The 25,768-nt window shown below is 68.6% G+C and carries 34 protein-coding genes; 13 read left to right on the forward strand and 21 right to left on the reverse strand.

Translation table 11 applies throughout. From position 1 onward, the window contains the following. Positions 1–141: 141 nt before the first annotated feature. Complete coding sequence (locus CGQ25_RS03660) at positions 142–285, forward strand: hypothetical protein (RefSeq protein ID WP_208711865.1); 144 nt, start codon at positions 142–144, stop codon at positions 283–285. A 560-nt stretch (positions 286–845) separates the two neighbouring features. Here CGQ25_RS03660 and CGQ25_RS03665 read toward each other — a convergent pair. Further along, the gene (locus tag CGQ25_RS03665) at positions 846–1,382 is read right to left on the reverse strand and encodes a flavodoxin domain-containing protein (protein ID WP_208711866.1); all 537 of its coding nucleotides are present in this window, start codon (positions 1,380–1,382) and stop codon (positions 846–848) included. Between the two features lie 223 nt (positions 1,383–1,605). Between CGQ25_RS03665 and CGQ25_RS03670 the strand changes: the two genes are divergently transcribed. Both CGQ25_RS03670 and CGQ25_RS03675 read left to right on the forward strand, forming a co-directional pair. Next, the gene (locus CGQ25_RS03670) at positions 1,606–2,298 is read left to right on the forward strand and encodes a biotin transporter BioY (RefSeq protein WP_208711867.1); all 693 of its coding nucleotides are present in this window, start codon (positions 1,606–1,608) and stop codon (positions 2,296–2,298) included. A 38-nt stretch (positions 2,299–2,336) separates the two neighbouring features. Then, a complete protein-coding gene (locus CGQ25_RS03675; RefSeq protein ID WP_255405544.1) occupies positions 2,337–2,624 on the forward strand; it encodes a CHY zinc finger protein in 288 nt (95 codons plus the stop codon). 70 nt (positions 2,625–2,694) lie between these two features. Here CGQ25_RS03675 and CGQ25_RS03680 read toward each other — a convergent pair whose 3' ends face one another. The 3 genes from CGQ25_RS03680 to CGQ25_RS03690 all read right to left on the reverse strand — a co-directional run bounded on the left by CGQ25_RS03680 (position 2,695) and on the right by CGQ25_RS03690 (position 4,640). Next, positions 2,695–3,237, reverse strand: a complete 543-nt coding sequence (locus CGQ25_RS03680; protein WP_208711869.1) for a flavodoxin domain-containing protein — start codon at positions 3,235–3,237, stop codon at positions 2,695–2,697. A gap of 119 nt (positions 3,238–3,356) precedes the next feature. Next, entirely contained in the window at positions 3,357–4,034 is a 678-nt protein-coding gene (locus tag CGQ25_RS03685; protein WP_208711870.1) for a hypothetical protein, read from the reverse strand. A 63-nt stretch (positions 4,035–4,097) separates the two neighbouring features. Then, entirely contained in the window at positions 4,098–4,640 is a 543-nt protein-coding gene (locus tag CGQ25_RS03690; protein ID WP_208711871.1) for a TetR/AcrR family transcriptional regulator, read from the reverse strand. Positions 4,641–4,734: 94 nt separating this feature from the next. Here CGQ25_RS03690 and CGQ25_RS03695 point away from each other — a divergent pair, with 94 nt between their 5' ends. After that, entirely contained in the window at positions 4,735–5,442 is a 708-nt protein-coding gene (locus CGQ25_RS03695) for an MBL fold metallo-hydrolase (RefSeq protein ID WP_208711872.1), read from the forward strand. A gap of 68 nt (positions 5,443–5,510) precedes the next feature. Here CGQ25_RS03695 and CGQ25_RS03700 read toward each other — a convergent pair whose 3' ends face one another. From CGQ25_RS03700 to CGQ25_RS18685, 15 genes are all read right to left on the reverse strand, one after another. Beyond that, the gene (locus CGQ25_RS03700; protein WP_208711873.1) at positions 5,511–5,744 is read right to left on the reverse strand and encodes a hypothetical protein; all 234 of its coding nucleotides are present in this window, start codon (positions 5,742–5,744) and stop codon (positions 5,511–5,513) included. Continuing rightward, entirely contained in the window at positions 5,741–5,872 is a 132-nt protein-coding gene (locus CGQ25_RS18395) for a hypothetical protein (protein ID WP_255405545.1), read from the reverse strand. Before CGQ25_RS18395 ends, CGQ25_RS03700 begins: the two co-directional genes overlap by 4 nt. A 67-nt stretch (positions 5,873–5,939) precedes the next feature. Continuing rightward, the gene (locus CGQ25_RS03705; RefSeq protein WP_208711874.1) at positions 5,940–6,140 is read right to left on the reverse strand and encodes a hypothetical protein; all 201 of its coding nucleotides are present in this window, start codon (positions 6,138–6,140) and stop codon (positions 5,940–5,942) included. Positions 6,141–6,199: 59 nt separating this feature from the next. Continuing rightward, complete coding sequence (locus CGQ25_RS03710; protein WP_208711875.1) at positions 6,200–7,012, reverse strand: NAD(P)-binding domain-containing protein; 813 nt, start codon at positions 7,010–7,012, stop codon at positions 6,200–6,202. Positions 7,013–7,021: 9 nt separating this feature from the next. Next, the gene (locus CGQ25_RS03715; protein WP_208711876.1) at positions 7,022–7,798 is read right to left on the reverse strand and encodes an SDR family NAD(P)-dependent oxidoreductase; all 777 of its coding nucleotides are present in this window, start codon (positions 7,796–7,798) and stop codon (positions 7,022–7,024) included. Further along, positions 7,795–8,229 (reverse strand): cupin domain-containing protein, encoded by a 435-nt coding sequence (locus CGQ25_RS03720; RefSeq protein ID WP_208711877.1) that lies wholly within the window; start codon positions 8,227–8,229, stop codon positions 7,795–7,797. Before CGQ25_RS03720 ends, CGQ25_RS03715 begins: the two co-directional genes overlap by 4 nt. Positions 8,230–8,358: 129 nt before the next feature. Next, positions 8,359–8,736 (reverse strand): NIPSNAP family protein, encoded by a 378-nt coding sequence (locus CGQ25_RS03725; RefSeq protein WP_208711878.1) that lies wholly within the window; start codon positions 8,734–8,736, stop codon positions 8,359–8,361. Further along, positions 8,733–10,091 (reverse strand): MFS transporter, encoded by a 1,359-nt coding sequence (locus CGQ25_RS03730; protein ID WP_208711879.1) that lies wholly within the window; start codon positions 10,089–10,091, stop codon positions 8,733–8,735. Before CGQ25_RS03730 ends, CGQ25_RS03725 begins: the two co-directional genes overlap by 4 nt. A 34-nt stretch (positions 10,092–10,125) precedes the next feature. After that, the gene (locus CGQ25_RS03735; protein WP_208711880.1) at positions 10,126–10,914 is read right to left on the reverse strand and encodes an SDR family NAD(P)-dependent oxidoreductase; all 789 of its coding nucleotides are present in this window, start codon (positions 10,912–10,914) and stop codon (positions 10,126–10,128) included. 25 nt (positions 10,915–10,939) lie between these two features. Further along, positions 10,940–11,707 carry an SDR family NAD(P)-dependent oxidoreductase gene (locus CGQ25_RS03740; RefSeq protein WP_208711881.1) on the reverse strand — a complete coding sequence of 256 codons (768 nt, stop codon included), beginning with the start codon at positions 11,705–11,707 and terminating at the stop codon, positions 10,940–10,942. Continuing rightward, on the reverse strand, positions 11,704–13,275 hold the full coding sequence (locus CGQ25_RS03745) for an FAD-dependent oxidoreductase (RefSeq protein ID WP_208711882.1): 1,572 nt from the start codon (positions 13,273–13,275) through the stop codon (positions 11,704–11,706). The genes CGQ25_RS03740 and CGQ25_RS03745 overlap by 4 nt, the downstream gene beginning before the upstream one ends. A gap of 14 nt (positions 13,276–13,289) precedes the next feature. After that, positions 13,290–14,693 (reverse strand): FAD-dependent oxidoreductase, encoded by a 1,404-nt coding sequence (locus tag CGQ25_RS03750; RefSeq protein ID WP_208711883.1) that lies wholly within the window; start codon positions 14,691–14,693, stop codon positions 13,290–13,292. Positions 14,694–14,716: 23 nt separating this feature from the next. Then, a complete protein-coding gene (locus CGQ25_RS03755; RefSeq protein ID WP_208711884.1) occupies positions 14,717–16,105 on the reverse strand; it encodes an FAD-dependent oxidoreductase in 1,389 nt (462 codons plus the stop codon). A gap of 64 nt (positions 16,106–16,169) precedes the next feature. Continuing rightward, entirely contained in the window at positions 16,170–17,000 is an 831-nt protein-coding gene (locus CGQ25_RS03760; protein ID WP_369802285.1) for an MFS transporter, read from the reverse strand. Beyond that, positions 16,997–17,476 (reverse strand): MFS transporter, encoded by a 480-nt coding sequence (locus CGQ25_RS18685; protein WP_369802286.1) that lies wholly within the window; start codon positions 17,474–17,476, stop codon positions 16,997–16,999. Before CGQ25_RS18685 ends, CGQ25_RS03760 begins: the two co-directional genes overlap by 4 nt. 152 nt (positions 17,477–17,628) lie before the next feature. Between CGQ25_RS18685 and CGQ25_RS03765 the strand changes: the two genes are divergently transcribed. The 3 genes from CGQ25_RS03765 (at position 17,629) to CGQ25_RS03775 (ending at position 19,838) form a co-directional block, all read left to right on the forward strand. After that, positions 17,629–18,372 (forward strand): IclR family transcriptional regulator, encoded by a 744-nt coding sequence (locus CGQ25_RS03765; RefSeq protein WP_208711885.1) that lies wholly within the window; start codon positions 17,629–17,631, stop codon positions 18,370–18,372. 312 nt (positions 18,373–18,684) lie between these two features. After that, positions 18,685–19,089: a hypothetical protein gene (locus CGQ25_RS03770; protein WP_208711886.1), complete on the forward strand. Its 405-nt coding sequence runs from the start codon at positions 18,685–18,687 to the stop codon at positions 19,087–19,089. A 164-nt stretch (positions 19,090–19,253) separates the two neighbouring features. Then, positions 19,254–19,838 (forward strand): dihydrofolate reductase family protein, encoded by a 585-nt coding sequence (locus tag CGQ25_RS03775; RefSeq protein ID WP_208711887.1) that lies wholly within the window; start codon positions 19,254–19,256, stop codon positions 19,836–19,838. 208 nt (positions 19,839–20,046) lie between these two features. Here CGQ25_RS03775 and CGQ25_RS03780 read toward each other — a convergent pair whose 3' ends face one another. Continuing rightward, the gene (locus tag CGQ25_RS03780) at positions 20,047–20,595 is read right to left on the reverse strand and encodes a hypothetical protein (RefSeq protein ID WP_208711888.1); all 549 of its coding nucleotides are present in this window, start codon (positions 20,593–20,595) and stop codon (positions 20,047–20,049) included. A gap of 57 nt (positions 20,596–20,652) precedes the next feature. On the opposite strand from CGQ25_RS03780, the gene CGQ25_RS03785 reads away from it, so the two are divergent. Beyond that, a complete protein-coding gene (locus CGQ25_RS03785) occupies positions 20,653–21,384 on the forward strand; it encodes a hypothetical protein (RefSeq protein WP_208711889.1) in 732 nt (243 codons plus the stop codon). Between the two features lie 89 nt (positions 21,385–21,473). Here the strand turns inward: CGQ25_RS03785 and CGQ25_RS03790 are convergent, their stop codons facing one another. Continuing rightward, positions 21,474–22,829, reverse strand: coding sequence for an MFS transporter (locus tag CGQ25_RS03790; RefSeq protein WP_208711890.1), 1,356 nt, complete (start codon positions 22,827–22,829; stop codon positions 21,474–21,476). Between the two features lie 236 nt (positions 22,830–23,065). Here CGQ25_RS03790 and CGQ25_RS18400 point away from each other — a divergent pair, with 236 nt between their 5' ends. The 5 genes from CGQ25_RS18400 (at position 23,066) to CGQ25_RS18410 (ending at position 25,676) form a co-directional block, all read left to right on the forward strand. Next, the gene (locus CGQ25_RS18400; RefSeq protein WP_255405546.1) at positions 23,066–23,800 is read left to right on the forward strand and encodes a PolC-type DNA polymerase III; all 735 of its coding nucleotides are present in this window, start codon (positions 23,066–23,068) and stop codon (positions 23,798–23,800) included. Beyond that, positions 23,733–24,284, forward strand: coding sequence for a BRCT domain-containing protein (locus tag CGQ25_RS18405; RefSeq protein ID WP_255405547.1), 552 nt, complete (start codon positions 23,733–23,735; stop codon positions 24,282–24,284). The genes CGQ25_RS18400 and CGQ25_RS18405 overlap by 68 nt, the downstream gene beginning before the upstream one ends. Continuing rightward, complete coding sequence (locus CGQ25_RS18690; protein ID WP_208711891.1) at positions 24,281–25,072, forward strand: winged helix-turn-helix domain-containing protein; 792 nt, start codon at positions 24,281–24,283, stop codon at positions 25,070–25,072. Before CGQ25_RS18405 ends, CGQ25_RS18690 begins: the two co-directional genes overlap by 4 nt. Then, a complete protein-coding gene (locus tag CGQ25_RS03805) occupies positions 25,021–25,182 on the forward strand; it encodes a hypothetical protein (RefSeq protein ID WP_208713195.1) in 162 nt (53 codons plus the stop codon). Before CGQ25_RS18690 ends, CGQ25_RS03805 begins: the two co-directional genes overlap by 52 nt. A 368-nt stretch (positions 25,183–25,550) precedes the next feature. After that, positions 25,551–25,676 carry a hypothetical protein gene (locus CGQ25_RS18410; RefSeq protein WP_255405387.1) on the forward strand — a complete coding sequence of 42 codons (126 nt, stop codon included), beginning with the start codon at positions 25,551–25,553 and terminating at the stop codon, positions 25,674–25,676. Positions 25,677–25,768 lie beyond the last annotated feature (92 nt).

Genomic DNA, 25,768 nt, shown 5'->3' on the forward strand with positions numbered 1-25,768 from the left:
CAGTGCGGTAGGGGGAATCAGATTGAGGAAATTGCTAGCGGTATTTGCCCTGGCGGCGATTGTGACCACCGGGTGTTCGGCAAGCCCGACGGTTCAGGCCACGAATACGTCTCAGACGCCGACGGCGACGCCAACTATGGCTTGTCCCACGCCCATGCCGACGTCGACCGTGACCATCACGGCCACTCCCACGCCGAGCGGTCAGACGGCCAAGCCGTCGGCGACGAGCACCGCTGCCACATCAGCTCCTGCGACGACGCCGTCTGCCTGCCCGACCTCGACTGAAACGGTGCTGGTCGCCCTTCACGCCGATGGAGACGCCTGCGTCACCGTGGGCGAGCGGTACGCGATGGCCAAGGTTGACTTGACCTGCACGAAGGACCGCGCCGGGAGCACCGTATGGATGACCAAGTCCAAGGCCGACAAGCTCGCCTCCGACCTCGCAGCAGAGAAGGCTGCCGCTGATGCGAAGGCCGCCGCGGACGCCAAAGCTGCTGCTGACGCGAAGGCTGCAGCAGATGCGAAGGCGGCGGCCGATGCGCAGGCCGCAGCTGATGCTGCAGCTGCGGCCCAGCGTGCAGCCGTTGGGACGAGTGGGGGCAACGTATCTGGTTCAGGAGGCGGGACGTCGGGCGGGGCCAGCGTTCCCCATATCGGCGGACCCATCATCTGCAGGGATGGCTACATTTGGCCCGGGACGACTCGGCAGGGTGCCTGCAGGGGGCATAACGGAATAGCCAACTAACTCACCGCTGTCGTGCCTGGCGCGGCGTACTGTTCTGCAGGCGACGCACGACGGCGGGTGCGCACCCGCCGTCGTGCGCCCGCCGACCGCCGGGGTGCTGCTACGCCGCGGCGGCGACCTGCGCGGCGAAACCCTCGGCGAAGCGGCGCACGGCGTCCCAGTCGGTGTAGACGTGGTCCTGGCTCGTGTCGGTGCTCAGCGCGCCGCGCTTGCTGGCGGCGATGCCGCGCATGAGCTGGCGCTTGGCGAAGCCGTACTGCGTGTAGAGCAGGGCGCCGGCCACGAGGGAGACCTGCTCGGGGGTCCAGCCCGATGCGGCCTCGAAGTCCTGCACGTACTTCTGCGCCTCGGCGGTGTCGCCGACGAGGGCGAGGCTGACGGACAGGAACGCCGAGGAGCGCGTGGTGAGCGCCTCGAGGTTGGCGGCAGCGAAGTCGACCACCTGGGCGTCGTGCTTGCCGACGTGGACGGATCCGGCCAGGATCACCGCGCCGCAGGTCTCGGGGACCGTCTCGAGCGCCTCCACGTCCGCGACCGTGACCTCGTGGCCCTGCTCGCGCAGGACGCCCGCCACGAAGGCGGCGATCGTGCCGGTGTGCCCCTCGGTGGTGCCGTAGGCGACGAGGATCTGGGTCATGGACGCTCCTTGGGTGCGCGGCCGGCCGCCGGGGTGCCGGGCCAATGGCACCAGCGTACGAGCCGGTGACGCACGCCCGCGATGTGCTACGTCACCTCCGCCGGTCTTTGTAGCGACCGATCTACAAACCACCCGCGCGTGTGGTGGATTCCCCACAAAACAGCCGGCGCCGCGGCGGCATAGCCTTCCTGCAGAACGTCCGCCCGGACCCTCTGGAGGAACCATGAGCAACCCCACGACGCCGACCCCGGCACCCGGCCGCCCCGCCCCGAAGACTGAAACCGCCCCGAAGGCTGAGACCAGCCCCGGTGACACCCCCCGCGAGAGCACCCGCAAGCCCCGCCGCATGTGGGACTCCCGGTCGCTGGCCCTGATCTCCGTGTTCGCCGCGTTCATCGCGGCCTCGGCGCTCGTCCCGGGCATCCCGGTGGGCGGCTTCGGGGTGCCGATCACGCTGCAGACCCTCGCGATCATGCTCACCGGCCTCGTCCTCGGCGGGGGCCGCGCCGCCGCTGCGGTGGGGCTCTACCTCGTCCTGGCGTTCGCCGGGCTGCCGATCTTCTCGGGCGGCCGCGCCGGCCTGCAGGTCATGGCCGGCGGATCCGCCGGCTACATCGTCGGGTTCGTCCTCGCGGCCTTCCTCGTGGGCGTCGCCGCCGAGCAGATCATCCGGCGCCTGCCGGCCAAGCGCCGGGCCCTGTGGTTCTTCCTGGCCGCGGCCGTGGTCTCGGTGTTCGCCTCGCACCTGCCGGGCGTGCTCGGGATGATGGTCAACCTCAAGCTCTCCTGGCAGGCCGCGTTCGCCGCCGACCTCGTCTTCTACCCGGGCGACCTCCTCAAGGACGCCGTGGCGGCCGTCGCCGCGGTCGCCGTGCACCGGGCGTTCCCCGACGTGCTCGTGCGCCGCGTGAAGTGAACGGGCGAACTCAGGCTGTGCGCGTCTTCGGCGCCACCGTGGACGACCAGACCCGCTGCGTCCACTACCGCACCGAGGTCGACGTCGTCGCCATCAAGTTCGCCTGCTGCCTGCGGTACTACCCGTGCCACCTCTGCCACGCCGAGGGCGCGGACCACGAGGCGCGGACCTGGCCCCGGGCGCAGTGGTCGGAGCCGGCGGTGCTCTGCGGGGTGTGCAAGGGCGAGATGGCCGTCCAGGACTACCTGGCGACCACGTCCTGCCCGAACTGCGGCGCCGGGTTCAACGAGCGCTGCGCGCTCCACACGCACCTCTACTTCGGGTGAGCTGACCGAGCCCCGCGGGTGGCCGGCGCACGACGGCGGGTGCGCACCCGCCGTCGTGCGCTCACCGCTGCTAGGAGGCGGCGGCCTCGAGCTGGGCGGCGAAGTCCTCGGCGAACCGCCGGACGCCGTCCCATTCGGTGTAGACGTAGTCGCGGGAGGTGTCGGTGTCCATGCCCCCGGGCTTGCCCTCGACGATCTTCTTCATCATGTGCCGCACGATGAAGTTCATGTGCGTGTAGGGGAGTCCGCCGCTGAACATCGCGACCTTGCCCGGCCGCCACCCGGTCTGCTCCTCGAAGTTCTTGACGTAGCCCTCGGCCTCCTCCGGCTCGCCGTGGGAGGCGAGGCTGACGGAGAAGAAGGCCGACGGCCCCGCGGACAGCGCCTCAAGGTTGCTGCGGACGTACTCGACCATGCGGTTGTCGTGCTTGCCCATGTGGATCGATCCGCCGACGATCACGCCGTCGTACCCGGCCGGGCCCGCGTCGGGGGACTCTTTGATGTCGGAGACGGTCGCGTCGAGGCCGCGCCCGCGCAGGACCTCCGCGATGAAGTCCGCGACCTTCGCCGACTGCCCCTCGTGCGTGCTGTAGGCGATGAGGACCTTGCCCATGACGGCTCCTTCCAGAGGCGGGTTTCCTCCATGGTCCGCCTGGCCGGAGGCGGAGCCCAGTGGCGAGGGTCCCGCCGGGTTGGGGCCCCGGCGCACGACGGCGTGTGGCCGCCGCGCGCTCAGCCGGCGTGGCTCGGAGCTCGCTCGGCGTTGCGCTTGAGGACCGCGAGCATGCGGGACTGCATGACCCACACGAGCGGGGGGAAGATCCACTGCGAGAGCAGCCAGCCGACTGAACGCGGCCGAAAGGTCTCGTACCCGCCGATCACGAGGCGCGTCCGGCCACCCGGGAGCTCCTTGAGCTGGAAGCCCCAGAGGCCCTCGGTGTAGGCGGCGGGTCGAGGCTGTGCGGGGTCGAGGGGGCGGCCGGTGAGGTCGCTGAGGCCGTGGAGCCCGAGGAAGCGGTTGGGCTCGAGGGCGGCGACAGTCCAGGCGCCCACCGCTCCGTTGCGCTTGGTCCAGTACTTGACGGTGTCGCCGAGCTTGAGATCCTGCCATTCGGGGTGGATCCGGTCGGCGCTCGGCCGGCCGCCGTTGTCGAGGCGGTCCCAGGAGTACCAGCCGGCGCGGTCGCCGCCGAGCTGGACGAGCCACGGCCAGACGGCCTCGGGCGGGGCGTCGATGGTCACGGCCATCGTGGCGCCGCGCTCGCCGTCGGGGACGATGCCCTCGCCGGGGTAGGGGCCCTCGACCTCGTCGCGGGTCGCGCCCCAGTGCCTGAACACGGGGCGGAGGGCGGCCGAGCAGGCAATGGCCGCCGCGGTGGACGCGCCGACGGCGGTGAGCACCTTGTTCATGAATCCAGCGTCGCGAGCGGCAGTCGGAGCCGCAAGGGGGAGCGCGGCCGCGACGGCAGGGGATCACCTATGCGGCGCACGTTCAGCGTCGAGCATTGCAACGACGCGTCGCAGCCCGTAATCGAACGCTTCGTCGACGTCCCCACCGAGGCGGAAGGCTCCCGCGAGCTCCATCTGCACGAAACCGGTCGCCCAGGCGGTGACCAGCCGGGCGGCATCGAGCGCGTGCTCTTCACCGACCAGCGCGGCGACGGCGCGGATGACGGGCGCGGCCGAGCGCTGAAGGGCCTCCTGCGGAGCGGAGGGAGTGAAGATCAGGCGAAACGCCTCGGGGTGCTCATGGGCGAAGCTCCGGTAGGCGGTGGCCAGGCGTGACAGGTCAGGCGCTGCGGTCTCGAGCCGACCGGTCAGATCGTCGATGCACGACGCCGCCACCGCCGCGAGCAGGGCATCCCTGTCTCGGAAGCGCTTGTACAGCGACGGGGCCCGGACGCCGACACGAGCGGCCACGGCCTGCATCGTGAGCCCCGCGGGTCCGGAGGACTCGAGGATCTCCCGCGCAGCCTTGACCGCCTCCTCGTTCGTGATGCGTGCGGGTGCCACCACGCAGGCCTCCTCGGCTGTTGACGCCAGCCATCATGGCTACGTACTGTAGCTATGAAGGCTACTGATCGTAGCCATCATAGCGGAAGGGATCGCCATGAAGCTTGCGCCGCACCTGCATCGTCTCGGCAACGACATCGTTGCCTCGTACCTCGTCGACGTGCCCGAGGGGATCACGCTCGTCGACGCCGGCCTGCCGGGCCACTGGGACGACCTGCGCCGCGAGCTGGACGCCATCGGCCGCCCGCTGTCCGACATCCGCGGCCTGGTCCTCACCCACGGGGACAGCGACCACATCGGCTTCGCCGAGCGTCTGCGACAGGAAGTCGGCGTGCCCGTCTTCATCCACGCCCGCGACGCCCACCGCGCGCGCACCGGCGAGAAGCCCAAGACCCCCATGGGGCCCGCGCGGCTCGGACCCACGCTCGGCTTCTTCGCCTACGCGCTGCGGAAGAACGGGCTGCGCACCCGGTACCTGCAGGATGTCGTCGAGATCGCGGACGGAGACGTGCTCGACCTTCCCGGCAGCCCGGTCATCCTCGGGATGCCGGGGCACTCGCCCGGGAGCATCGCCGTGCACGTCCCCGTGGCGGATGCCGTGTTCGTTGGCGACGCGCTCACCACGCGCCACGTGCTCACCGGAAGCGAGGCCGCGCAGCCGGCCCCTTTCACGGACAGCCCGGATGAGGCGTTGGCCTCACTCGATCGGCTCAGCGGGGTTCCGGCCTCCTGGGTTCTCCCCGGTCACGGCGGGCCCTGGCGCGGGTCGCCCGCCGACCTCGTGGCGGCCGTCCGCTCCGCCTGACCGCGCCTGTCTGGGGAACGGACGACGCCGGGTGCGCACCCGCCGTCGTCCGCCTCGCTTGGCTGGGGCTACACCCGGACCGGATCACCGACGAGGCGCTTGAGCTCGGCAACTTCGGCAGTGAGTTCGTGGACCTGCTGGGTCAGCCGCCTGAACGCCCGCCGGCGCTTGCGGGCCGCGAAGAAGCTCACCACCATCGCGACGACGCACAGCGGTATGGCGAGGGCGAACGCCCGACCGGCGGAGGCGAGGAAACCCCCAGCCACCGGAAGCGCAGCCTGCACATTGTTGAATTCGTTCACCCCGTCGGCCAGCCCGCTGAGGAGGCCGTCGATGGGTTCCAGGAACCGCGCTCGCCGTCGCGGAGGGCCGCGGCACAGGCGATCGCCGCGGCGGTGGACGCGCCGAATGAGACGCGCACCTTGTTCATGCGCCCAGAGTCCCGAGTGGCGCTGAGCCTAAGCAAGAGGAGAACGTCACCGTGTGGTGGACCACGTCTACGCCGCGGCAGCCACTGCGCTGCGCGCTCCTCGAAACCCAGAGGGTGAGCGGACGACGACGGGTGGGGCACCCGCCGTCGCCCGCTTGCCGTCTCTGAACTGGCCCAGCCTTCCCTCGCCGAACTTCTGCGGAGCACCCTTGAGCGTGCGCCCTTCGCGCATCGTGTAGATGTCCACGAGGGCACCCACGACGACCACGGTCCAGAAGATGATGACGGGCGTGGTGCCAAGTCGGCGTCGTCAGGACTGATCAAGGCCTAGCCAGGGAGCTCAGCTGCCGGATGCGCCCCTATACCCAGCAGAGCTCGGCTTCCGTCGATGAGCGCGCTCAGCTCCGGCTGTGCCGGCGAGAGACTGATCTCTGGGAGCGATCCCCAGTCCTGCTGCCACAGGTGCGCGTCCTTGAACAGCAAGTCGTGGTGGAATTCAGTGAAGTTCTGGCTCATCCAGCTCTGGCCGGATGAGACGTTGACGATCTCGAGGAACTGTTCGGCTGTCACACCGTGTTCGGCAGCAATCCGAAGCATGGTCGCCGTGGCGATCGCGTTGTAGGCGCCGAGTGCGTTGTTGGCCAGTTTCAGCACGGCCGGGGCGCCGTATCGGTCAGTGCGGAAGACACGTCCTGCCATGTCGCGCAGCAACGCTTCTTCCTCAGGGTTCGGGGTCGGTCCCGCGACGAACAGGACCATCGTGCCGAGCGCGGCAGCCCTGGGCCCGCCCGACAGCGGCGCTTCAAATATTCGCGCCCACTCGACGTCCAGCAATGCTTTGGCGTCGCTGACCTTGAGGGTCGTCAGTACGTAGACAGTGTGGTCGCGCCCGCTCAACCGTGTGCGCAGTTGTTCGAAGCAGTCGGCAACCTGGGCTGCGAGTCGTACTGCGATGATTACCCTGCGGATGCGGGGCCACGGGACATCCTCGAAGGAGGAAACGGCGGGAGCGCTGTGTTCATTGGCCCAGTCGGCGGCGCGGCCGGGGTCGAGGTCGAGGCCGATGACCTCCCTGCCTGCATCCACGAGGCGACGGCCGACGTTTGCCCCGATAGGGCCGAGCCCGATGATGAGTTCCATGCTGTTCCTTCAGATGCTCTGGGACTGGCCGCCGTCGATAGTGACGGCTGTCCCGGTGATATGGCCGGCTTCGTCGGAGACGAGGTAGTGGATCAGGGAGGCGACCTCATGTGCGCTGGCGGGTACGCCGCGGGGGATGCGTGCCTCGAGGCGCAGGCGGGCCTCGGTGTCGGCGACGCCCCACGCGCTGGCGTAGGTCTGAACCAGTCCGTCCCAGCGGCCGGTGTGCACCGGGCCCGGGCAGACAGCGTTGACGGTGATCCCGTCTGCGGCAAGCTGTGATGAGGCGGCCTTGGTCATGGTCATGAGCGCAGCGTTCGCTGCACCGGCCACGGCCATCCACGAGTCGGGCTCACGCCCTGCGGATCCGGCGACGTTGACGATGCGGCCGTAGTTTGCCGAGAGCATGTGCGGCACAGCGCCCCGCATGGTGCGCACCGCGCCGACGACCTTGGTGTCGAACGCCGGGAGCCATGCCTCCTCGGGCACTTGGTCGAAGGTGCCCGCCGGGGCGCTGCCCACGCAGTTGACCAGGACGTCGAGGCCATGGTCGCCGGCGATGCCGGCCACCACAGCCGAGCAGTCGGGAGAGGTGGTGTCCATCTCTGCCGTGAGGACCCCGATTCCTTCGGACTGCAGCGCTGTTGCCGCAGCGAGGAGGCGGCGCGAATCGCGTCCGGTGATCACTACACGCATGCCGTCGCGGGCGAGGCGGGCCGCGGTAGCGAGACCGATTCCCGATGAACCGCCCGCGACTAGGGCGGTGCGGGTTCGCTGGCCGCTCAACTCCGGTAGTCAATCTCGAGGTCGGCGACATCCTGGTTCTCGAGGTTGACCACGATGTTGTCCGGCGTGCGGGTGGTGAGCCAGACCAGCTCTTCGGTGCGGCTGGCATTCCCCTCGATGTGGGGCACGAACGGCGGGACATAGACGAAGTCGCCCTCTTCAAGATAGACGATCTCCTCGTACCGCTCTCCGAAGCGGATGAAGCCGCGGCCCTTGAACACGTAGCCGCCAGTTTCTGCTTCGCCGTGATGGTGCGGATCGGAAATCTCGCCCGGGCCGGTGAAGACCTTTCCGAACCAAAGGCCGGAGACCTCGGTATTCTCCGCGCTGACTCCAGAGAGCCGGCGGGCGTTAGTGGTCTGGCCAGGCGCTTCGGGCAGTTCACCTTTTCGCTGGACGGTGAGCTTCTTCAGTACGATCTGCTCGGTCATAGGGTTTGTTCCTTCCATAATTTTCGATTCGCAAGGGTTCTCACCCGGACATCAGGAACGGAAGGACCGGTGTGCACCGCGAGTAGGACCTCCGGAGCCGGACGAGATCCCCAGCTGGGATGAGTCAGGCTAGGTCGTCACCTGTCGCGGTGCGAAAACTGACCCTGGATCCGTTGTGGTGACAGGGAGAGCCCGGATGGGGGAGAAGTCGGTGGGGTACATGATGCGGTTCTCCATGGAGGAGATCATCGGCCGGATGATCTTGAGGCACCGCTGCCACTCGACGTCCTCTGCGAGGAGTGCTCGTCGTCGGCGCCGGTCCTCGAGGTCCGCGTAGCCCCACTGATGGGTGAGCTGGTTCAGCGTGCCCATCTCGGTGACGAAGTAGCCGATGAATCCTTCGAGGATCCGCCTCTGCACCGGCAGGCCGATCGTCGCGTAGGCCTCGAGGTATTCATCGAGACTAGCCCAAGCATGGAGGACGTAGGTGCGCTGTTCGACGATCACTGGCCCAGCCTGCCCTTTCCGAACTTCTGCGGGAGACCCTCGAGGGTGCGACCTTCGCGCATGGTGTAGATGTTCACGAGGGCGGCCACGATGACCGCTGCCCAGAAGACGATGACAGGGGCGGCGCCCAGCCCCAAGGACGTCAGCCAGGAGGCGATGAAGGGTGCGGGCGCTGCGAAGATCAGGTTCGCGCCGGTGAGGGCCAACGCCGAGCCGGTGTATCGGACGCGGGTTGGGAAGGCCTCTGCGAACAGGGCGCCTTGGGCGGCATTGCCGAACTGGGTCCCGGTGAGTGCGACCGCCACGACCGTCAGGACGAGTGGGAAGTTGCCGGTATCTGCCGCGGGGAAGAACACGAGACCGGCCGCCAATGCAATTGCGGAGCCGATGAAGAGAACTCTGCGGCGTCCGATCCGGTCTGCAACGTATCCGCCGAGCCAGATTGCCAGGACCGAGAGCAGGTTCGAAACCATGATGATCGCGTAGGTCTGCGACCGGTCGAAACCTCGGGATGCGAGGTAGGCGATCCCGAACACGCTCACGATGTAGAAGGTGAGCACAATCGGCGAGAACGCGAGGATGAGGCGGGCGATGGTCTTCCAGTAGCCGCGGATGATCACGAGCGGCGAGGCGGACTCCACCGCCAGCTCCTCGGTCTCGTGCTCGAAGAGCGGAGTCTCCTCGATCCGCAGCCGGATGTAGATTCCGACGACGACCAGCAGGATGCTCAGGAGGAACGGCACACGCCATCCCCACGCGTTGAAGGCTTCGGGTGCAAGCGCTGCGGAGAGAATGGTCAGCAGGAGCGTGGCGAGGACCTGGCTAAGCGGGGATCCCATTGCCATGAGTGCCCCGTAGAGGGCGCGCCGGTTCCGCGGGGCGTGTTCCATCGTGAGCAGCTGGGCGCCGGTTGCCTCCCCGCCGAGGGCGAATCCTTGGATGAACCGCATCAGGACAAGCAGCAGTGGTGCAGTCAGGCCGATTGCCTCGTAGATGGGCAAGAGGCCGATGACCAGGGATGCCGCCCCCATGGAGATGAAGGTCGCGAGCAGGACCTGCCGGCGGCCGATCCTGTCGCCGAGCTGCCCGAAGAAGAGACCCCCCAAAGGACGTGCGAAGAAGCCGACGCCGAAGGTGGCGAATGAGGCGAGGAGTCCCATTGCGGGGTCGAGGGAGTGGAAGAACAGGGCGGGGAACACGGTAGCGGAGAGGGCCCCGTAGACCGCGAAGTCGAACCACTCGAGTGCGGAGCCTGCAGCTCCGCTGAGCAGCGCCCGGCGTGCTTGTGGGGTGGCCCGTTCTGATGTCGTTTCGCTCGAGGGCGGCGTGGGCGCGGGAGCGACTTGTTCATGCATGGCTGACTCCTTCGTCAGGCTGGGGGTGTTGGTGCTAGCAGGTCTGCCAGCCGCCGTTGACTTCGAGGCTGGTTCCGTTGATGTAGGAGGCGCGGCTGCTCGCGAGGAACTCGATGGCGTCGGTGATCTCGTGGGGCTTGGCGAAGCGGCCCGCGGGGACCTGGGAGACCATGCGCTCCACGTCCGGCATCCCCCCGGTCATGGGCGTCTCGACGAAGCCGGGGGCCACGCCGTTGACGCGGATGTTGAACCCGGCGAGCTCGCGCGCCAGCGACGCCGTCATGTTCTGGAGGGCGGCCTTGGACGCCGCGTAGGTGATCGAGGAGGGAAGGAACGGCCCGAAGGTCGCGTCGGGGAGTCCGCCCGTTGCCATCCGCGAGGTGATGGAGAGCAGGTTGATGATGCTCGCCGACCCGTCGGTGGCCATGTGGCGGAAGGCCTCGCGCACCAGGATGAACGGGGCCTTGACGTTGACGGCCATGACCAGGTCCCATTCCTCGTCGCTCACATCGTAGAAGGGCTTCTTCCGGCCGCCGTCCTTGGGGCTGATGCCTACGGCGTTGACGAGGACGCCGATCGGACCGAGCCGTACCGCGGCATCGACTGCCTCCCGGTTCGTCCGCGTCGTGGTGAGGTCGCCCGCCACGGCGGTGTGCCCGGTCCCCGGGAGGGAAGCCGCGGTGGCCTGGGCCGCTTCGGTGTTCGCGTCGGCGACGACAACGGCGTAGCCGAGCTCCGCCAAGCGGCGGCACACCGCGGACCCGATCCCGCCTGCGCCTCCGGTGACGATGGCGCTCTGCCGGGCATGCTGTTCGATGCTCATGGTGGATCTCCTTGGTACAGAGGATTCAGTAGGTGGCGCGTCCGCCGGAGGCGTCGAACACGAAGCCGGTGGTGAACGAGGCCTCGGGGGAGACGATGAAGCGGATGAGGTGTGCGACTTCCTCTGCCGTGCCGAACCGCCGCGCGGGGATGAGGGCCTTCTGGACTTCTCGGCGTTCCGGCGTCATCCCCTGGATGAGCGGGGTCTCAATAGAGGCCGGTGCGATGGCGTTGACCGTGACCCCGCTGGCGGCGTACTCCTTGCCCAGGGACTTGACCATGGCGATCATCCCGGCCTTGGAGGCCGAGTAGCCGGTCATCTGTGGGTTTCCCTCCTTGCCCGCGATCGAGGCGACGTGGACGATCCGCCCATAACCCTGCTCGATCATCGCGGGCAGCGCCTGACGGGAGACCGTGAACGCTCCGAGCAGATTGATGCTCAGCAGGCGCTGGACGTCTGCGACTGTTTCTTCTATGCCCGGAACGACCGCTCCGAGGATGCCGGCGCAGTTGACGACGGCGTCGATGCCGCCGAGCTCCGAGGCCGCCGTGTCCAGCGCGGCGGCGACTGTCGGCTCGTCGGTGACGTCGACGGCGCCGGTGAGCTCCGCGACGTCGGTCACTGCCTTCGGCCACCGGGCCGTCGGCAGATCGAACGCGGCGACCCGGGCTCCTGCTGCCTGCAGCACGGGGACCGCCGCCGCGCCCATTCCGCTCGAACCTCCGATGACGACCACGCGGTGCCCGACGAGGCCGAGCTGGGCCCTCGCATCGGCTGTTGTTGCGGCGGTCATCGGACGACCTCCAACCGGTCGAGGGGCAGTTCGAGCACGGACGTGGTGTCGCCGAAGGGCGTCAGGTCCTCGCGCGGGAGGGCATAGGCGACGTTGCGCCCGGCAATCCGGCCCGAGACCATGGCCCATCCGATGTGGAGCCCGTGGTTGAGCAGCTGGAGGCCTCCCTGCCCGGTGGATCCCGCAGCCCAGAGGCCAGGGATGGGAGTGCCGCCGGCCTCGGTGACGCGAAGATCGGTGTCCACTGCAAGGCCGCCGTCTGCGAGCGTGATGTAGGCGTTCATCGGCCCGAGGGCATAGTAGGGACCCTCGCCGATACCTGACCCGAACCGGGTCCGTCCGAACTCTGGATCCCTGCCGGCGGAGGCATATCCGCGGAACGCCTCGACAGTGCGGGCGAGGCCGTGAGCGTCGATGCCAGCCTTTGCGGCGAGTTCTTCGAGGGTGGCGCCTTCGTGGTACATGTCTGGGCGGTAGGACTTGTAGTCCTGGACGTAGGCGTACGCGACCCCGGGGAATGTCGAGACCGGGTGGGGCCACGCCGAGAACTTCCGGGCCAGCGCGGCGTCGAAGACCATGTAGGCCTGGTTGCTGCCTGCCGCGACTCCCCGGGCCAGTTCCTTGTCCGAGTCCTCGTTCGCCACGCGCCGTCCGTCCGGGTCCACGAGGATCGCGCCGGCCGCGTACATCGTGTTGTTCGGCCCGACCCAGCTCGTCAGAGCGCCGCGCAGCACCACGGCGAGGAGCTTCTTGGGCAGGCGCTCGACGACCAAGCGCATGGCTCGGGAAACGGCGGGATGGGACGGCAGGAGCTTGATCGGGTCGGGGAGGTTGGCCGGCGCGAACCGCAGGCCTTCGTAGAGGCGATCCATCTGGAGCATGACGCCGCCGACGTCACCGCCGAGCCGGAACCCGTCCCCGGTGTTGTTCGGGTTGACGGCCTGGACCTTCGCCGCGGCCTCGCCGACGTAGGCACGCTTCATGTCGGCGGCCGCCGAGTAGTCTCCGGTGGCGAGGATGACGCCCCGCCGGCCGAGGTAGTCAACTCCTCGAGCCCTTGCGCCGATGATCTCGCCAGCCGCATTGCGAAGGAGCTTCTCGACGCGGGCGGAGGTGACGATCGCGACGCCGCGCTTGCGGCATTCCCGAGCCAAGGCCGTGATGTAGGCCTTCGAGTTGGGCAGCACGTTGTGCATGCGCGGCTTCTCGTAGGGCGGCTCGGGCGTCGGCCCCAGGAACTGGACGCCGATGCTGGAGAGCCATTCGACGGTTGGGCCGGCATGCTCGGCCAGGACCCTGCGCAGCTCCTGGTTCTCGCGTGCTTCGTCGGCGCCGTTTGCGGTCTTCATGTCCTCGATGAAGAAGTCGGTGGAGTCGTTGACCCCGGCGCGGTACTGGTAGGACGTCCCGGCTGCGGTGAAGGATCCGACGGACATGCCCGTGCTGCCGCCGATCCTCTCGCATTTCTCGAGGACAGTCACCGTGGCGCCGCTCGTCGCGGCCGAGATCGCGGCGCAGAGGCCGGAGCCTCCGCCTCCGATGACGAGGACGTCGGAGATGGTGTTCATGGATTCTCCTGGGGTCATGAGACGGGAATGAGTGCAGCGGCGATGGCGCGGGCGGCGATGCGGCCGAACACTGCGCCCTTGCCCAGGCTGGTGCCGGTCATGTACGCAGCCCCGTGGAAGCCGCCGGTCACCTCTCCCACGGCGAACAGCCCCTCGATGACCCGGCCGTCGACGTCCTTGACCCGCGCCTCCGGCGTGATGGTCAGGCCGCAGTAGGTGGAGGTCATGAGGGTCTTGGCCGGATAGGCGTAGAAGGGCGCCTGGAGCACGGGGACAAGGTCTCCCGTGCCGTTGACGAGCCCTGTGCGGCCGAACGCGTCCGGTTCCTCCCCGGCCACGGCGCGGTTGTAGGCGGCAACGGTCTCGATGAGGCCTGCTGCGCCGATCCCTGCCGCCGCGGCCAGCCCCTCGAGCGTGTCTGCCGTGTAGACGTGGCCGAGGTCCTCGAGGAACCCGATGTCGTTCAGCGGGACACCTGGGTGGGAGCGCGCCCTGACGGACGCGTCGAAGACCTCGAAGCCAAGCCCGTCGGGCTGGGCCAGGCACGCCGCCCCGAGCGTCTTGTAGGAGAGGGATTCGTCCACGAAGCGACGTCCTGCGGTGTTCACGATGATCGCGCCCATGTAGTTGGCCGTGAGCAGCTCGTGGAACTCAATCCCGGTCTCGGGATGCGAGCCGAAGGTGCCTGAGATGAAGGACATGTCGGCAAGGCCGGCGCCCAGTTTCCAGGCCATCTTGAGCCCGTCCCCGGTGTTGCCGAGTCCCCCGTACGGGATGCCGGCGAGCTGCTCAGGGGCGAACACGCGGAGGAGGTCCTCGCCACGGGAGAAGCCCCCCGACGCGATGATGACACCCCCGCGCCCCGCGAACTGGGTGGGGCCCTGGGGCCCGACGGCGCGCACACCGGTCACGTTGCCCCCGCCGTCGGTCACGAGCTCGGTGGCACGGTGCCCGGTGAGGATCACGCCGCCGTGCTCGACGACGGTACGGGCGAGCTCGGCCAGGACGTCCTTGATGGGGGAGAGGTGCGAGCGGGCGTGCGACTGCCCCGAGGAGACCTCGACGGCGCCGAAGACGACCCCATGCTCCTTGAGCCAGGCGTAGGTGTCGTCCTGGTGCTCGAGGTACGTCTCGATGAGGGCGGGATCGGCGTGGCCTCCGCCGAGGCGGACGAGGTCGTCCCGGAAGGCCTCGGCGGTGTCCTGGATCCCTTCCGCCTCCTGCTCCGGGGTGCCGGAGAAGGCGAAGAAGCCGCCGCTCATGGCCGAGGAGCCGCCGAACGAGTCGGTCTTCTCGAGGACTGCGACCGTGAGGCCGGACTCGACTGCCGTCGCCGCGGCGGTGAGGCCGGCGATTCCGGCGCCGAGGACCACCACGTCGTACGTCGCGGTGGACTGCGGGCTGGGTTGGGTGCTCATCTGTGTGCTTCCTGTCGGTGGGGTCAGTGGGCGAGCGCATCGCTGCGCATGGACGCCGCTGTGCGTGCGGCATGCGCGGCGGCGGAGGCACCCGCCCACCGGCCCGTGATGTAGGCCGGGGCGAGCCCGCCGGCGTAGCCGAAGTTCGATAGGCCACCGGCATCCGCGCCCGCCGCGTAGAGACCGGGAACCACGCGGCCGTCGGCGTCGAGGGCGTGGCCGTCGCTGTCGATCCGAACGCCTCCGAAAGTGAAGGTCACGGACGGGCGGACCTCGAGGGCGTAGAACGGCGCCTCACTCGGCGCTTCGGCGGCAGGCGAGACCGGGGCTCCGCCGGCGTGCCCGCCCCCTGCCGCCGCGGCTGCGGTGAATCCACCGACCGTATCAGCGAGCACGTCCCGCGGGAGGCCCCACGCCGCGACTGCGTCGAGGAGGCCGTTGAGGGTGCCGGCCTGTGCGTGCCGGCCGCCTGCGTCGACGGCGGCGGCGTACCGATCGAGAACCCCGAGCCCGGGGAAGGGTTCGGCCGTGGCGTGCTCGCGGCGGACCCGGTCATCGAAGATGAGGAATCCGCGGGCCTCGGGCTGGAACGTGAGTTCCTGGTTGAGGAGCTCGTCCCCCAGATGCTCGTCGATGAAGCGGCGGCCGGCGGTGTTCACGAGGATGCAGTAGTCGGAGTAGTACTGCGAGAGGGGGAGGAATTCGGCGGGACCGAAGGAGGCAAGCGGGTTCGGCACGAGGTGCCCGTAGAACGTCGCCATACCGCCGGATGCGGCGGCGCCCAGGTCCTTGGCGGTGTCGAGGCCGTCTCCCACGCTGCCCCGGTTGGCGCGGTGGAGGAGTCTATCGGCGTTGCGCCCGATCGCCGCTGCGAGCTTCTCCCGTGAGCCCGGGAAGCCTCCGGTCGCGAGGACCAGAGACGCGCAGGCGAGGTCGCGAACGCCGTCGGCCGTCTCAACGGTGAGGAGGAAGCCCTCCGAATCCCGCCGGATGGCCGACGCGCGCGCCGAGGTGAGCACCTCGCCCCCCGCGGCGCTGATACCGGAGGCAAGCCGGGGAAGGAGGTCGCGTATTGCGATGGTGTAGCCGCGGCCGAAGGTCATGATCCCCGTCAGCGGCTCCCGTGCCACGTCGACGCCAATGCTCCGGATTTCGGCAAGTGACTCGTCGTAGTCGGCGACGAGGCGTCGGCCAAGCGCTTCCTCACCCAGCGGGATCCGTGCCCGGTAGGCGTCGAAGTCCGGCGCGGTCCAGAACATGCCGGCCGAGAGGGCTGCCGATCCGCCGATGTCCGGCAGCTTCTCCAGGACCAGGACGCGTGCGCCGGACTGCGCAGCGGTCCATCCTGCGCTCAGGCCGGACATCCCGGAGCCGAGGACGACGACGTCGTAGGCCTGCTCCGTTTCATTCATGGTGGTTCTCCTCGATGGTGCGGAGCCTCGGCTCCGTCAGCGTTGTGGTCTCAGTAGGTGGGGGTCAGTCCATGGCCCGGCCGAGCTGTTCCAAGGGCGTGCGGAAGGTCTCGCGGGCGGTCATCGCCGAGACAGCGGCCACCAGGCAGCACGCCGCCGTCAGCCAAGCGGCCGGCAGCCATGATCCGGCCTCCGTCACCCAAGCCGTGACGAGGGCGGGGGCGAAGCCAGCCAGGACGATGCCGAGCTGCAGGCCGATGGCCATGCCGCTGAACCGCACGCGGACGTTGAACATTTCGGTGAAGAAGACCGGGTAGATGGCGTTCGTGGCGCTGAAGAACAGCGAGATCGAGAGGAAGATCCCGAGCATCATGAGGGGCACGTCCTTCTGCGCCACGGCATGGAAGAACAGGAAGCACGAGACTGCGCCGCCGAGGTTGCCGAAGATGAAGACCGGCTTGCGTCCGATCCGGTCCGAGAGCAGGGCGAACAGCGGCTGGAGGACGAGTGCCACCGCGTAGCCGAAGATGACGACCCACATCATCGTGCTCGCGCTGATCCCGACCGTGTTGACGCCCCACGAGAGTCCCCAGACCGGGACAGTGCTCGAGCTGACGACGAGGAGCGAGCAGAAGATGACCCGGACGACGTCGCTGCCATGCGTGCGCACGAGCTCCTTCACAGGGAGCCTGCTCGCGCCCTCATTCGACTTCTGCTGTGCGAAGGCCTCGGGCTCTTCGAGGGTGCGGCGGACGAGGAAGCCGACGACCACGATCAGGCAGCTCGACCAGAAGGGCACGCGCCAGCCCCAGGAGAGGAGCTGCTCGGCGGGCAGGCTGGCCACCCAGATGAACACGAGCGAGGCGAGGATGTAGCCGAGCCAGATGCCGTTCATGGTCCAGGAGGTGAAGAAGCCTCGCCGGTTGGGGGAGCGTGCTCGAGGGTGAGCGTCGATGCGCCGGCGGCCTCGCCGCCCACAGAGACGCCTTGGATGAGCCGCATGATGACGAGGAGCACGGGTGCCAGAAGGCCGGCCTGGGAGTAGGTGGGCAGGCATCCGATCGCGAACGTGGCCGCCCCCATCATGACGAGGGTGACGACCAGAACGTTGCGGCGCCCGACCTTGTCCCCGAAGTGGCCGAGCAGGAGGCCTCCGAGGGGCCGCGCGACGTAGGCCACGCCGAAAGTCGCGAGTGAGAGCAGCAGCGCGGACTCTCCCGAGGCAGGGAAGAACAGCTTGCTGAACACCAGCGCGGAGGCCGATGCGTAGATCGACATGTCGTAGTACTCGAGCATCGCGCCGAGGAAGCTGGCGACCGCCGACTTGGTGCTCTGCTTCATGAGAGGGCGGGCGGCGCTGCGCTCTGCCACCGACTGGGTATGGACCACTCTGTCCCCTAGGGCTAATTGGTGAAGAAATCCGGCATTGTGGGATTCACTATGCACTATGATCGGTGTCACAGCAAGTGCCGGCAGGAGTCCGTGTGGCAGAATCGGTGACCGGACTGGCCGAGAGAGGAAGCATGGCCAACAGCCTTGAGAAAGCCCTGAGCATCCTGGACCTTGTCTCCGAGGACAAGCCGACGTGTACCCCAGAGGAGGTCGCCGAGGTGCTCGGCGTCTCGAGGACGTCGAGTTACCGGTACTTGAAGGTGCTCTCCGACGCGGGGCTGCTCGCCGGTCGAACGGGCGGCGATTACGGGCTCGGAAGCCGGATCCTCGAACTGGACAGGACGATGCGTCTCACGGACCCGCTCTTCCTCCGCGCGCAGACGATCATGGGCGAGCTCTCGGCCCGGATCGGCGAGAACCTGCTGCTGAACAGCTACTACGGCAGGACGATGGTCTGTGTTGCGCAGTCCTGGGTGAATGCGCAGGCGACGAACTACAGCCGAGGACAGAGGCTCAGCCTCTACAGGGGCGCGGCCAGCAAGGCGATCCTCGCGTACTTCCCGGCGCACCGGCTGCGCGCGATGTACCGGCGCGACGCGGCCGAGATCGAACGTTCAGGCATTGGCTCCACGTGGGACCAGTTCCGGAGGTATTTGAAGCAGATCCGCGATGCCGGATCCGCTTGGTCGGACTCCGAGGTCGATCCCGGAGTCACCGGGATCGCCGCTCCGATCTTCGACGGGGACGGCCCCGTGCTCGGCAGCCTTGCCTGGGCCGTACCGTCGTCGCGGGCCGAAAGCAAGCGGGCGGACCTCACAGCGGAGGTCATCGCAGCTGCGCGGGCCATCTCGTCGGCCGAAGTCCCCGTACCCTGACCGCGGCTGTCCCATCCAGATCGGGTTCAGCGCGTTGAGCGCTGCGGCTGGGGATCGATCAACACGGCCTCGAGGACGTCGCTTGCCCTGAGCTCGTGCGTCGTGGCCTGCCAGTAGGGCGCCCGGCCGGAATGGCGGACGCAGGGCGGGCGCGGCGGACGGGAATCGGCACCCTCGCAGTGTGCGGGGAAGGACTGACATTTCTTCTCAGCGCACGGCCCGGGAGGCCCCCATTCCATGGTTCCGTGGCCACTCCGCTGGTGTCGAGGAGGCGCCTATTCTGGGATTGCCGGCAACGATCAGGAGATCACGATGGCATCCACCCCAGCCTTCGCCTCGGCCCGTGCGCGCCGCGGACTGTCAGCTCTCATGATCCTCGAGGCGGCCAGTCTCGCGGTCGTCTCGACCCTCCACCTCTCGGGCCTGACGGGCGAAGGCAGGCGGCCCTACAGCCCCACGTCCGCGGGCGTCGCCGAGGCGATCATCGGCGTCGTGCTCGTCGCGGGGGCCGTCGCCCTCCTCCGCAGCACCCGCCGCGGGCGTCTCGCGGCACAGGTCGCCACCGGCTTCGCCGTCGCCGGCTTTATCTTCGGCCTGACGTTCACCCTCCTCGGGGGCGAACCGGGCGACGTCGCCTACCACCTCATCGCCCTTCCCGTGCTCGTCGCCACCCTCGTGCTGCTGTTGATCAGAACCAGGCCTCGGGCGGGCCGGTAGAGCGCCGCGGAGCGCGGTTTCGCCTGCTCACCCCCCGCGGGCGCGGACGACGGCGGGTTCCCGGCCCGCGTGCGCCGGCCACGCGCCGTCGCGCGTCGCCTTCGCCCGGTTCGGCCCGCCGCGGGACCTGTCGGCGCTGGGGGCGTGAGCGTACGGTCGGAGCCATGGCAACCTACACTTTCGACGTCTTCAGCTCGCTCGACGGGTTCGGCTCGGCGACCGACGAGTGGACGGGCTACTGGGGCAAGCAGGGGCCGGAACTCCTCGAGCGCCGCGCCGACCTCTTCGGTGAGGAGCAGCTCATGGTCTTCGGGCCGGACACCTACCGCATGTTCTCCGGCTTCTTCGCGGCCGGCGAGGAGTTCGACGACGTCTGGACCCAGCGGATGAGCGAGATGCGCAAGGTCGTCGTCTCGCGCTCGATGGCGCCGGACGAGCCGCTGCCCTGGCCGAACACGACCCTCATGCGCGGCGACGCGGTCGAGGTCGTGGCCCGGCTCAAGGAGGAATCCGACATCCCGCTCCGCTCCCACGGCAGCCTGAAGATGAACCGCGCCCTCATGGCCGCCGGCCTGGTGGACCGCCTTCAGGTGACGATCTTCCCAGTCATCACCGGGATCACCGGCCGGGCGCCCATCTTCGGCGGCGCCGGGGACTTCGACCTTGACCTGCTGGAGGCGCGGACCCTCGACGGGCGCACGCAGGAGCTCGTCTACGCGCCGTCCGTGCACGCGCCGCGGGCGCGGTAGAGCGGGGCGAGGGCGACGGTGGGTGCGCGCCCGGCGTCGTCCGCTAACCGGCGCGGGGGTCAGTGGGCGGCACCTGGTTCGAGTTCGCCCTAGGAGGTTTGTCGAGGAGCGTCGCCGCGCCGGCGATCACGACTCGCATCGGTGGTTACGAGTGGCGCCGATGGTCACGTCCCAGGATTCCGCCCTTCCGGACGTTCATGCCTCGGAGCTACACCCGGACCGGATCACCGACGAGGCGCTTGAGCTCGGCAACTTCGGCAGTGAGCTCGTGGACCTGCTGGGTCACCCGCCTGAACGCCCGCCGGCGCCGCCACTCCTCGACAAAGCTCGCCACCATCGCGACGATGCTCAGCGGTATGGCGAGGGCGAACGCCCAGCCGGCGGAGGCTAGGAAACCCCCAGCCACCGGAAGCGCAGCCTGCACATTGTTGAATTCGTTGACCCCGTCGGCCAGCCCACTGAGGAGGCCGTCGATGGATTCCAGGAACTGGCCGACCATGGGAATGCCGGCCAGGGAGGGAGCGACAAGCCGCTCATGGGTGTCGCCGCCCCAGCGGCCCTCGCCGAGATGCAACAGGACGTAGACGGCGGCCACGGCGTTCGCGAACCCGAAGACGAGAACAGCGCCGAGGGCTGCCAGGTCGAGGCGCCGATGCCGCCAGAGAGCGAGCAGCACCGCGGCAACGATCGCAGCATCCCACGCAAGATTCGTCAGGGCTTCGCCGTTGAAGCTGCTCAAAAAGTCCACCACGCGCATTCCTTCCCCACAGTCCTGTGGCAGGTTATCGCCTAGGGCGGCCGGTACGCTGACGGCATGTCCGCGGAGCTGAGCAACGACTCCTTCATCGGCCGCCTGCTGGAAGAACTTTCCTGGGAGAAGGCGACCCACTACCGGCACGGCGGAAGGCGGCGCGAGAACGTCCTCACCGCCGAGGTGCTGCTGCCGCTCTCCTATCTGCCACGGGACCTGTTCCTCGGCGAGGTCCTCAGGAGCGCCCACGGGGCCGACGATGCCCGCCGCGTCGTCGTCTCCGAGATCGAGGCTGCCGACGTCACGCTTCTCCCCGATCAATTGGAGCCAGCGCCCGACGTCCGCGTCCAGCCCGATGCCTCCTTCTCCATGCCGGCGAGCTATGTGCTCGTCGAGGCCAAGCGGAATGGACGAGCGTCCTTCCAGCCCTCCCAGCTCGCCAAGGAATACCTGGCCCTGAAGGCTGCGGCGGGGGAGCGAACGCCGATGCTCTTCCTGATCCTCGGCGCTCCACCGCCCGTCGCGGTGAGGGGCCACGGACGGATGGCGCCTGAGGACGCGGTGGCGGCGTATCTGCCGCTCTTCTTCGGAGAGCCCGCCGTGGGCGCCGACGTTGTCGAGACGTTCAGGAATGACGTGCGGGAATCGATCGCGTGGACCACATGGGCGGACATCGCGGAGGTGGTGGCGCGACAGCTCGAGGTCTTCCGCGGCTTCGGCCACCCCGAAACCGTCGAGCGCATGGTCGAGCGGCTGGCCGAGTCCGTCGTGAGTGCCGTGCGCTGGCACGCGTAGCGTTGCCGCGCAGACCGAACGATGCAGGTGAGCGGACGACGGCGGGTGTGCGCCCGCCGTCGTCCGCTCACCTCGCCGAGGCGCCGCTGTCAGTGGCCGGCGGCGACCGCCTCGAGCTCGCCCTCGGAGGCCTCGGCCCGAGCGGGCTTCACCAGGAGCGTCGCGAGCGCGGCGACCACGAGCGGCACCGCGAGGGCGGCGAAGTAGCCCGACGGGCCCAGGCCGGTGAGGAGCACCCCGCCGAGCGCGGAGCCGACGATCGAGCCCAGGCGGCCGACGCCGATGCCCCAGCCGGTCGCGGTCGCACGCAGCTGGGTGGGGTAGGCGTTCGCGATGAGGTAGTTCAGGGCGAGTTGCTGGCCGCCGATGCCGAAGCCGGCGAGGCCGATGAGCGTGAACACGAGGCCCCACTGCGTGCCCGCGGCGCCGAGGCCGAGGGCGATGAGGATGCCCGCGCCGAACATGCTGAGCAGGAGCGTGCGGGCGTTGACGCGCGGCAGGACCGCGGACAGCGGAATCGCGAAGACGATGAACGCGGCGTTGACGGTGACGGTGCCGAGGGCGGCGGTGCCGGCGTCGAGGCCGAGGGTCTTGAGCGCGGTCGGCATCCAGAGCAGGAGCAGGAACCAGGCGATCCAGTTGAACAGGTACGTGGCCCAGACGGCGACGGTGACGGTGCGGTAGGCGGGGGAGAAGAGGGCGACGACGGAGCCGCGCTTCTCGCCCGCGTCCTCGACGGTGAGGACGGTGCCGTCTGCGATGGTCTGACCGGTCGCGCGGGTGATGAGGGTGCGGGCGCGGGAGAGGGCGTCGTCGGTGCCCTTCGCGACCATGTAGGCGGGGGACTCGGGCAGGACGGCGAGGGCGCCGAGCAGGAGGGCGACCGGCAGCGCGCCGCCGATGAGGAAGATGCCGCGCCAGCCGACGGCGGGCAGCCAGGCCGCGGCGACGAGGCCGCCGATCATCGCCCCGCCCGGGAGGCCCAGGAGCACGAGGGTCATGAGGGTGCCGCGGCGCTTGCGCGGGCTGTACTCGGCGGTGAGGGCGAGGAGGGCTGGGGTGGCGCCGCCCATGCCGAGGCCGATGAGGAAGCGCAGCACGACGACCTGCCACGCGGCGGTCGCGAAGGCGCCGGCGAGCGAGAACGCGCCGAACACGGCCAGCGCCAGGAGGATGGTGCGCTTGCGGCCGATCCGGTCCCCGAACGTTCCGAGCGTCATTGCGCCGAGCGCCATGCCGACGGTGCTCGCGGTGATCACCCAGGTCATGTCGGTGGCGCTGAGCTTGAACTCGTCGGCGATGGCGGTGCCGATGAACGCGATCGACTGCGTGTCGAACCCGTCCAGCAGCGCGATCACGAAGCAGAAGGCCACCACGGCCCACCGCCTCGCGCCCATCGGCGTTGTGTCCATGGCGTCCTGGACGCTCAGGGTCCGCGTAGTCATCGTCGACTCCTCACTGGTGCGTGCACGGAGGACGACGGCGTCCCCCGGCTTGGTCTGCTCTGTGAGGCTATGGGTGGGGATTGGATGGCGGCCAATACTTGTTTCGGCCCGATTGATATGCAGAAGCAATCGCTCGCCCCGTTCGCCGAGGGAACGCTGGACCCGGCGGTTTTCAGAAGTGTCGGTGGATCGGTGTAGATCATTGAGCAGGGGATCACACACTTTTCGGGGGAATCATGTTCACAGACACGTTCGCGGTGCTCGACGTCGAGACCACGGGCCTGGGCCGCTATGATCGCGTGGCGGAAGTCGCGGTAGTCACGGTCGACCACACCGGCAAGCAGCTGGATCGCTGGGAGACGCTCGTCAATCCCGAGCGAGACCTGGGCCCGCAGCTTATCCACGGGATTCGGGCAGAGGAGATCCGTCAGGCACCTACGTTCGCGGACATCGCAGACGAGCTCGAACTCCGTCTCTCCGGCAACGTGCTGGTGGCTCACAACCTGTCCTTCGACTCGCGCTTCCTGACGCAGGAATTCACGCGTCTCGGCCGAGAACTGCCCGGCCGCTTCCTCGACTTGGGAATGTGCACCATGACGGCCGCCCGTGCGTACCTGCCCGGCTCCCGCCGGGGGCTGCGGGACTGCTGCGACGCCTTCAGCATCGATCTCATCGATGCGCACTGCGCCGGTTCCGATGCCGAGGCGACGGCCACGCTGCTTGGCTGCTACCTCGACATCGATGCCCGTCCCTGGCACTCCGCTCTGGAAGGGGCCGTCGACTGGTTCGGGACCCCGCCGCCCATTGCGCGTGTCGCCTACCGCAAGCCAGCCGACTGGCAGCCTCCACACTTCCTCGAGAAGATCGCGGCTGCGCTCCCGGCGAGTGCAGGGCCAGCTGAGCATGATCAGTATCTCGCCCTCCTCGACCGCGCTGCTCGACCGCTACCTGTCCGCAAGCAAGAAGGATGAGTTGCTCGCCCTCGCCGCTGATCTGGGGATTGACCGCCAGACGGCGCTTCGCCTTCACCACGAGTATTTCGACGCCGTTGCTGACGCCGCGTGGGAGGACGGGATCGTCACCGAGTCGGAGCGCGCCGACCTCGTGTTGCTCGCCGGGCTGCTGGGAATGGACGACACCGTGCTCGTGGCAGCGTTCGAGCCTCGCCTCCCGCGAGAGTCACCAGCCCGTGCGACGCCGACCCTGGCTCCCGCGGTTCGCCACGGTGACCTCGTGTGCCTGACGGGAGACATGCAGATAGCCCGCGAGGACATCGTCGCCAGGCTCGGACGCCTTGGCATCGGAGTGCACCCCGGAGTGACGAAGAAGGTCAAGCTCCTGATCGCAGCCGACCCTGACAGCCTTCCGGGCAAGGCGAAGAAAGCGCGCGACTATGGCATCCCGGTGGTCAGCGAAGACTACCTGTTCACACACCTGCTCAAGGGGGAGAAGTGACCAGCGGCGGCGCGAAGTTGACCCTTCATCAGGCGATGAGGCAGGTCCTCAGATTAGCGGGGCGGCCGATGACCGCCCGAGAGCTCGCCGATGCCATCAACGGGAAGGGACTCTACTCGCGGGCTGACGGGGCACCCGTTCCGACAAGCCAGATCCACGCCCGAGCGAAGAATTATCCTGATCTCTTCGTCAAGGAGGAGGGGCGGCTTTCGCTCGCGAGCCCGGAAGGATCGGTGGCCGCCTCACCGCCGGCCAGCAACCTGTCTACATACCCGGTCACCGCGGTGCAGAAGACTTGGCGCGGGGCGGTCTTCCCTTCCTCGGGGAACGCGCATCGGCCCTCTTCACGTCCCGCTGCCGAATGTGAGCTCTTAGCAGACGCGTGCTTCCGACGTGTCGGATCCATCGATCCGCTCGTTCCCAACACGCCCGGCATCTATGCCATCCGGGTCATCGCGGCCGCAGTGCTGCCGGAGCCCTTCCGCAGCCACGCCCTGAGCCGAGACGACCGTCTCATCTACGTCGGGCAGGCAAAGACCAGTCTCCGGAAGCGCCTGGTGGATCAGGAGCTTCGGGCGCGGGGGCACGGGACGTTCTTCCATACCATGGGCGCTGTGCTGGGATATCGACCTCCGCGCGGCTCATCGGTGGGAACGGCCAATCAGCGTAACTACAGGTTTTCACCGTCGGACCCTGCCCGGATCATAGCGTGGATGGATACTAATCTGGAGGCCTCGTGGATCGAGACGAGACCCCGGATGCCATTCACGTCACCGAACAGACGCTGATCACGGATCTCCGCCCGCTGTTCAATCTCCAGTCCAACCCCGCGGCGCTGTGGGAGCTGAAGACCGCCAGGGACGAATGCCAGGCCATCGTCGCTGGTGCGGTCACCTAGTGAGCCGGCGTGCGGCGGCGCCGTGGCCCAGCCCGCCTGCCCCACAGGCCGGTGTGTGAGAGTCGCGCAGGCCGGTGGGCTACCGCCACAATGCGCGGTAGAGCTGGCCGGCCCGGCGGCCCGGCGATGGGCTCACCACGACTCTCCGCGCGCGACGCGGAAGTCTTTGAGGTTCCTCGAGGAAGACGTGTCCTTCCTTCCGGAGCTTCCACCAGAGGGGTTCGAAGTCCGGCGTGACCTCCAGAGCAGGTTCCGCGAGGGGGAAATGCTGCAGAACATGGGCGCGGAGCAGGTTCCACGGATCGCCGGTAGAGAAGAAGACCTGACCAGCGTCCGCGATCTCCTTCCAGGCAAACAACCCGCTGCCGGTGGACGCCTACGCGCGCATGGTCCGCGGCCTGCCGGACGCGGGCGTGCCCAAGGAGGACGTGCGCCGCCTCATCGCGGACAACCCGGCTCTTCGCGTTTCGTCGGGAATCGGGCTCGTGCCGTAGGGCGTGAAGGGGCTCGTGGCCCTGTTGGATGAGTGGTGTCTAGTCATTCGTCCGGAACAGGATCCACGAGCCTTGATCGAGCCTACGTCGGG

The sequence above is a fragment of the Sinomonas sp. R1AF57 genome, assembly GCF_002224485.1.
In the GTDB taxonomy this organism is placed as follows: Bacteria; Actinomycetota; Actinomycetes; order Actinomycetales; family Micrococcaceae; genus Sinomonas; species Sinomonas flava.

Coding starts and splice junctions, on each gene's coding strand:
- CGQ25_RS03665 (WP_208711866.1), bottom strand. CDS start 1,382: ATGACCCAGATCCTCGTCGCCTACGGCACCACCGAGGGGCACACCGGC.
- CGQ25_RS03670 (WP_208711867.1), top strand. CDS start 1,606: ATGAGCAACCCCACGACGCCGACCCCGGCACCCGGCCGCCCCGCCCCG.
- CGQ25_RS03680 (WP_208711869.1), bottom strand. CDS start 3,237: ATGGGCAAGGTCCTCATCGCCTACAGCACGCACGAGGGGCAGTCGGCG.
- CGQ25_RS03685 (WP_208711870.1), bottom strand. CDS start 4,034: ATGAACAAGGTGCTCACCGCCGTCGGCGCGTCCACCGCGGCGGCCATT.
- CGQ25_RS03695 (WP_208711872.1), top strand. CDS start 4,735: ATGAAGCTTGCGCCGCACCTGCATCGTCTCGGCAACGACATCGTTGCC.
- CGQ25_RS18395 (WP_255405545.1), bottom strand. CDS start 5,872: ATGAACAAGGTGCGCGTCTCATTCGGCGCGTCCACCGCCGCGGCGATC.
- CGQ25_RS03710 (WP_208711875.1), bottom strand. CDS start 7,012: ATGGAACTCATCATCGGGCTCGGCCCTATCGGGGCAAACGTCGGCCGT.
- CGQ25_RS03720 (WP_208711877.1), bottom strand. CDS start 8,229: ATGACCGAGCAGATCGTACTGAAGAAGCTCACCGTCCAGCGAAAAGGT.
- CGQ25_RS03730 (WP_208711879.1), bottom strand. CDS start 10,091: ATGCATGAACAAGTCGCTCCCGCGCCCACGCCGCCCTCGAGCGAAACG.
- CGQ25_RS03735 (WP_208711880.1), bottom strand. CDS start 10,914: ATGAGCATCGAACAGCATGCCCGGCAGAGCGCCATCGTCACCGGAGGC.
- CGQ25_RS03740 (WP_208711881.1), bottom strand. CDS start 11,707: ATGACCGCCGCAACAACAGCCGATGCGAGGGCCCAGCTCGGCCTCGTC.
- CGQ25_RS03745 (WP_208711882.1), bottom strand. CDS start 13,275: ATGAACACCATCTCCGACGTCCTCGTCATCGGAGGCGGAGGCTCCGGC.
- CGQ25_RS03750 (WP_208711883.1), bottom strand. CDS start 14,693: ATGAGCACCCAACCCAGCCCGCAGTCCACCGCGACGTACGACGTGGTG.
- CGQ25_RS03755 (WP_208711884.1), bottom strand. CDS start 16,105: ATGAATGAAACGGAGCAGGCCTACGACGTCGTCGTCCTCGGCTCCGGG.
- CGQ25_RS03760 (WP_369802285.1), bottom strand. CDS start 17,000: ATGAACGGCATCTGGCTCGGCTACATCCTCGCCTCGCTCGTGTTCATC.
- CGQ25_RS03765 (WP_208711885.1), top strand. CDS start 17,629: ATGGCCAACAGCCTTGAGAAAGCCCTGAGCATCCTGGACCTTGTCTCC.
- CGQ25_RS03770 (WP_208711886.1), top strand. CDS start 18,685: ATGGCATCCACCCCAGCCTTCGCCTCGGCCCGTGCGCGCCGCGGACTG.
- CGQ25_RS03775 (WP_208711887.1), top strand. CDS start 19,254: ATGGCAACCTACACTTTCGACGTCTTCAGCTCGCTCGACGGGTTCGGC.
- CGQ25_RS03780 (WP_208711888.1), bottom strand. CDS start 20,595: ATGCGCGTGGTGGACTTTTTGAGCAGCTTCAACGGCGAAGCCCTGACG.
- CGQ25_RS03785 (WP_208711889.1), top strand. CDS start 20,653: ATGTCCGCGGAGCTGAGCAACGACTCCTTCATCGGCCGCCTGCTGGAA.
- CGQ25_RS03790 (WP_208711890.1), bottom strand. CDS start 22,829: ATGACTACGCGGACCCTGAGCGTCCAGGACGCCATGGACACAACGCCG.
- CGQ25_RS18400 (WP_255405546.1), top strand. CDS start 23,066: ATGTTCACAGACACGTTCGCGGTGCTCGACGTCGAGACCACGGGCCTG.
- CGQ25_RS18405 (WP_255405547.1), top strand. CDS start 23,733: ATGATCAGTATCTCGCCCTCCTCGACCGCGCTGCTCGACCGCTACCTG.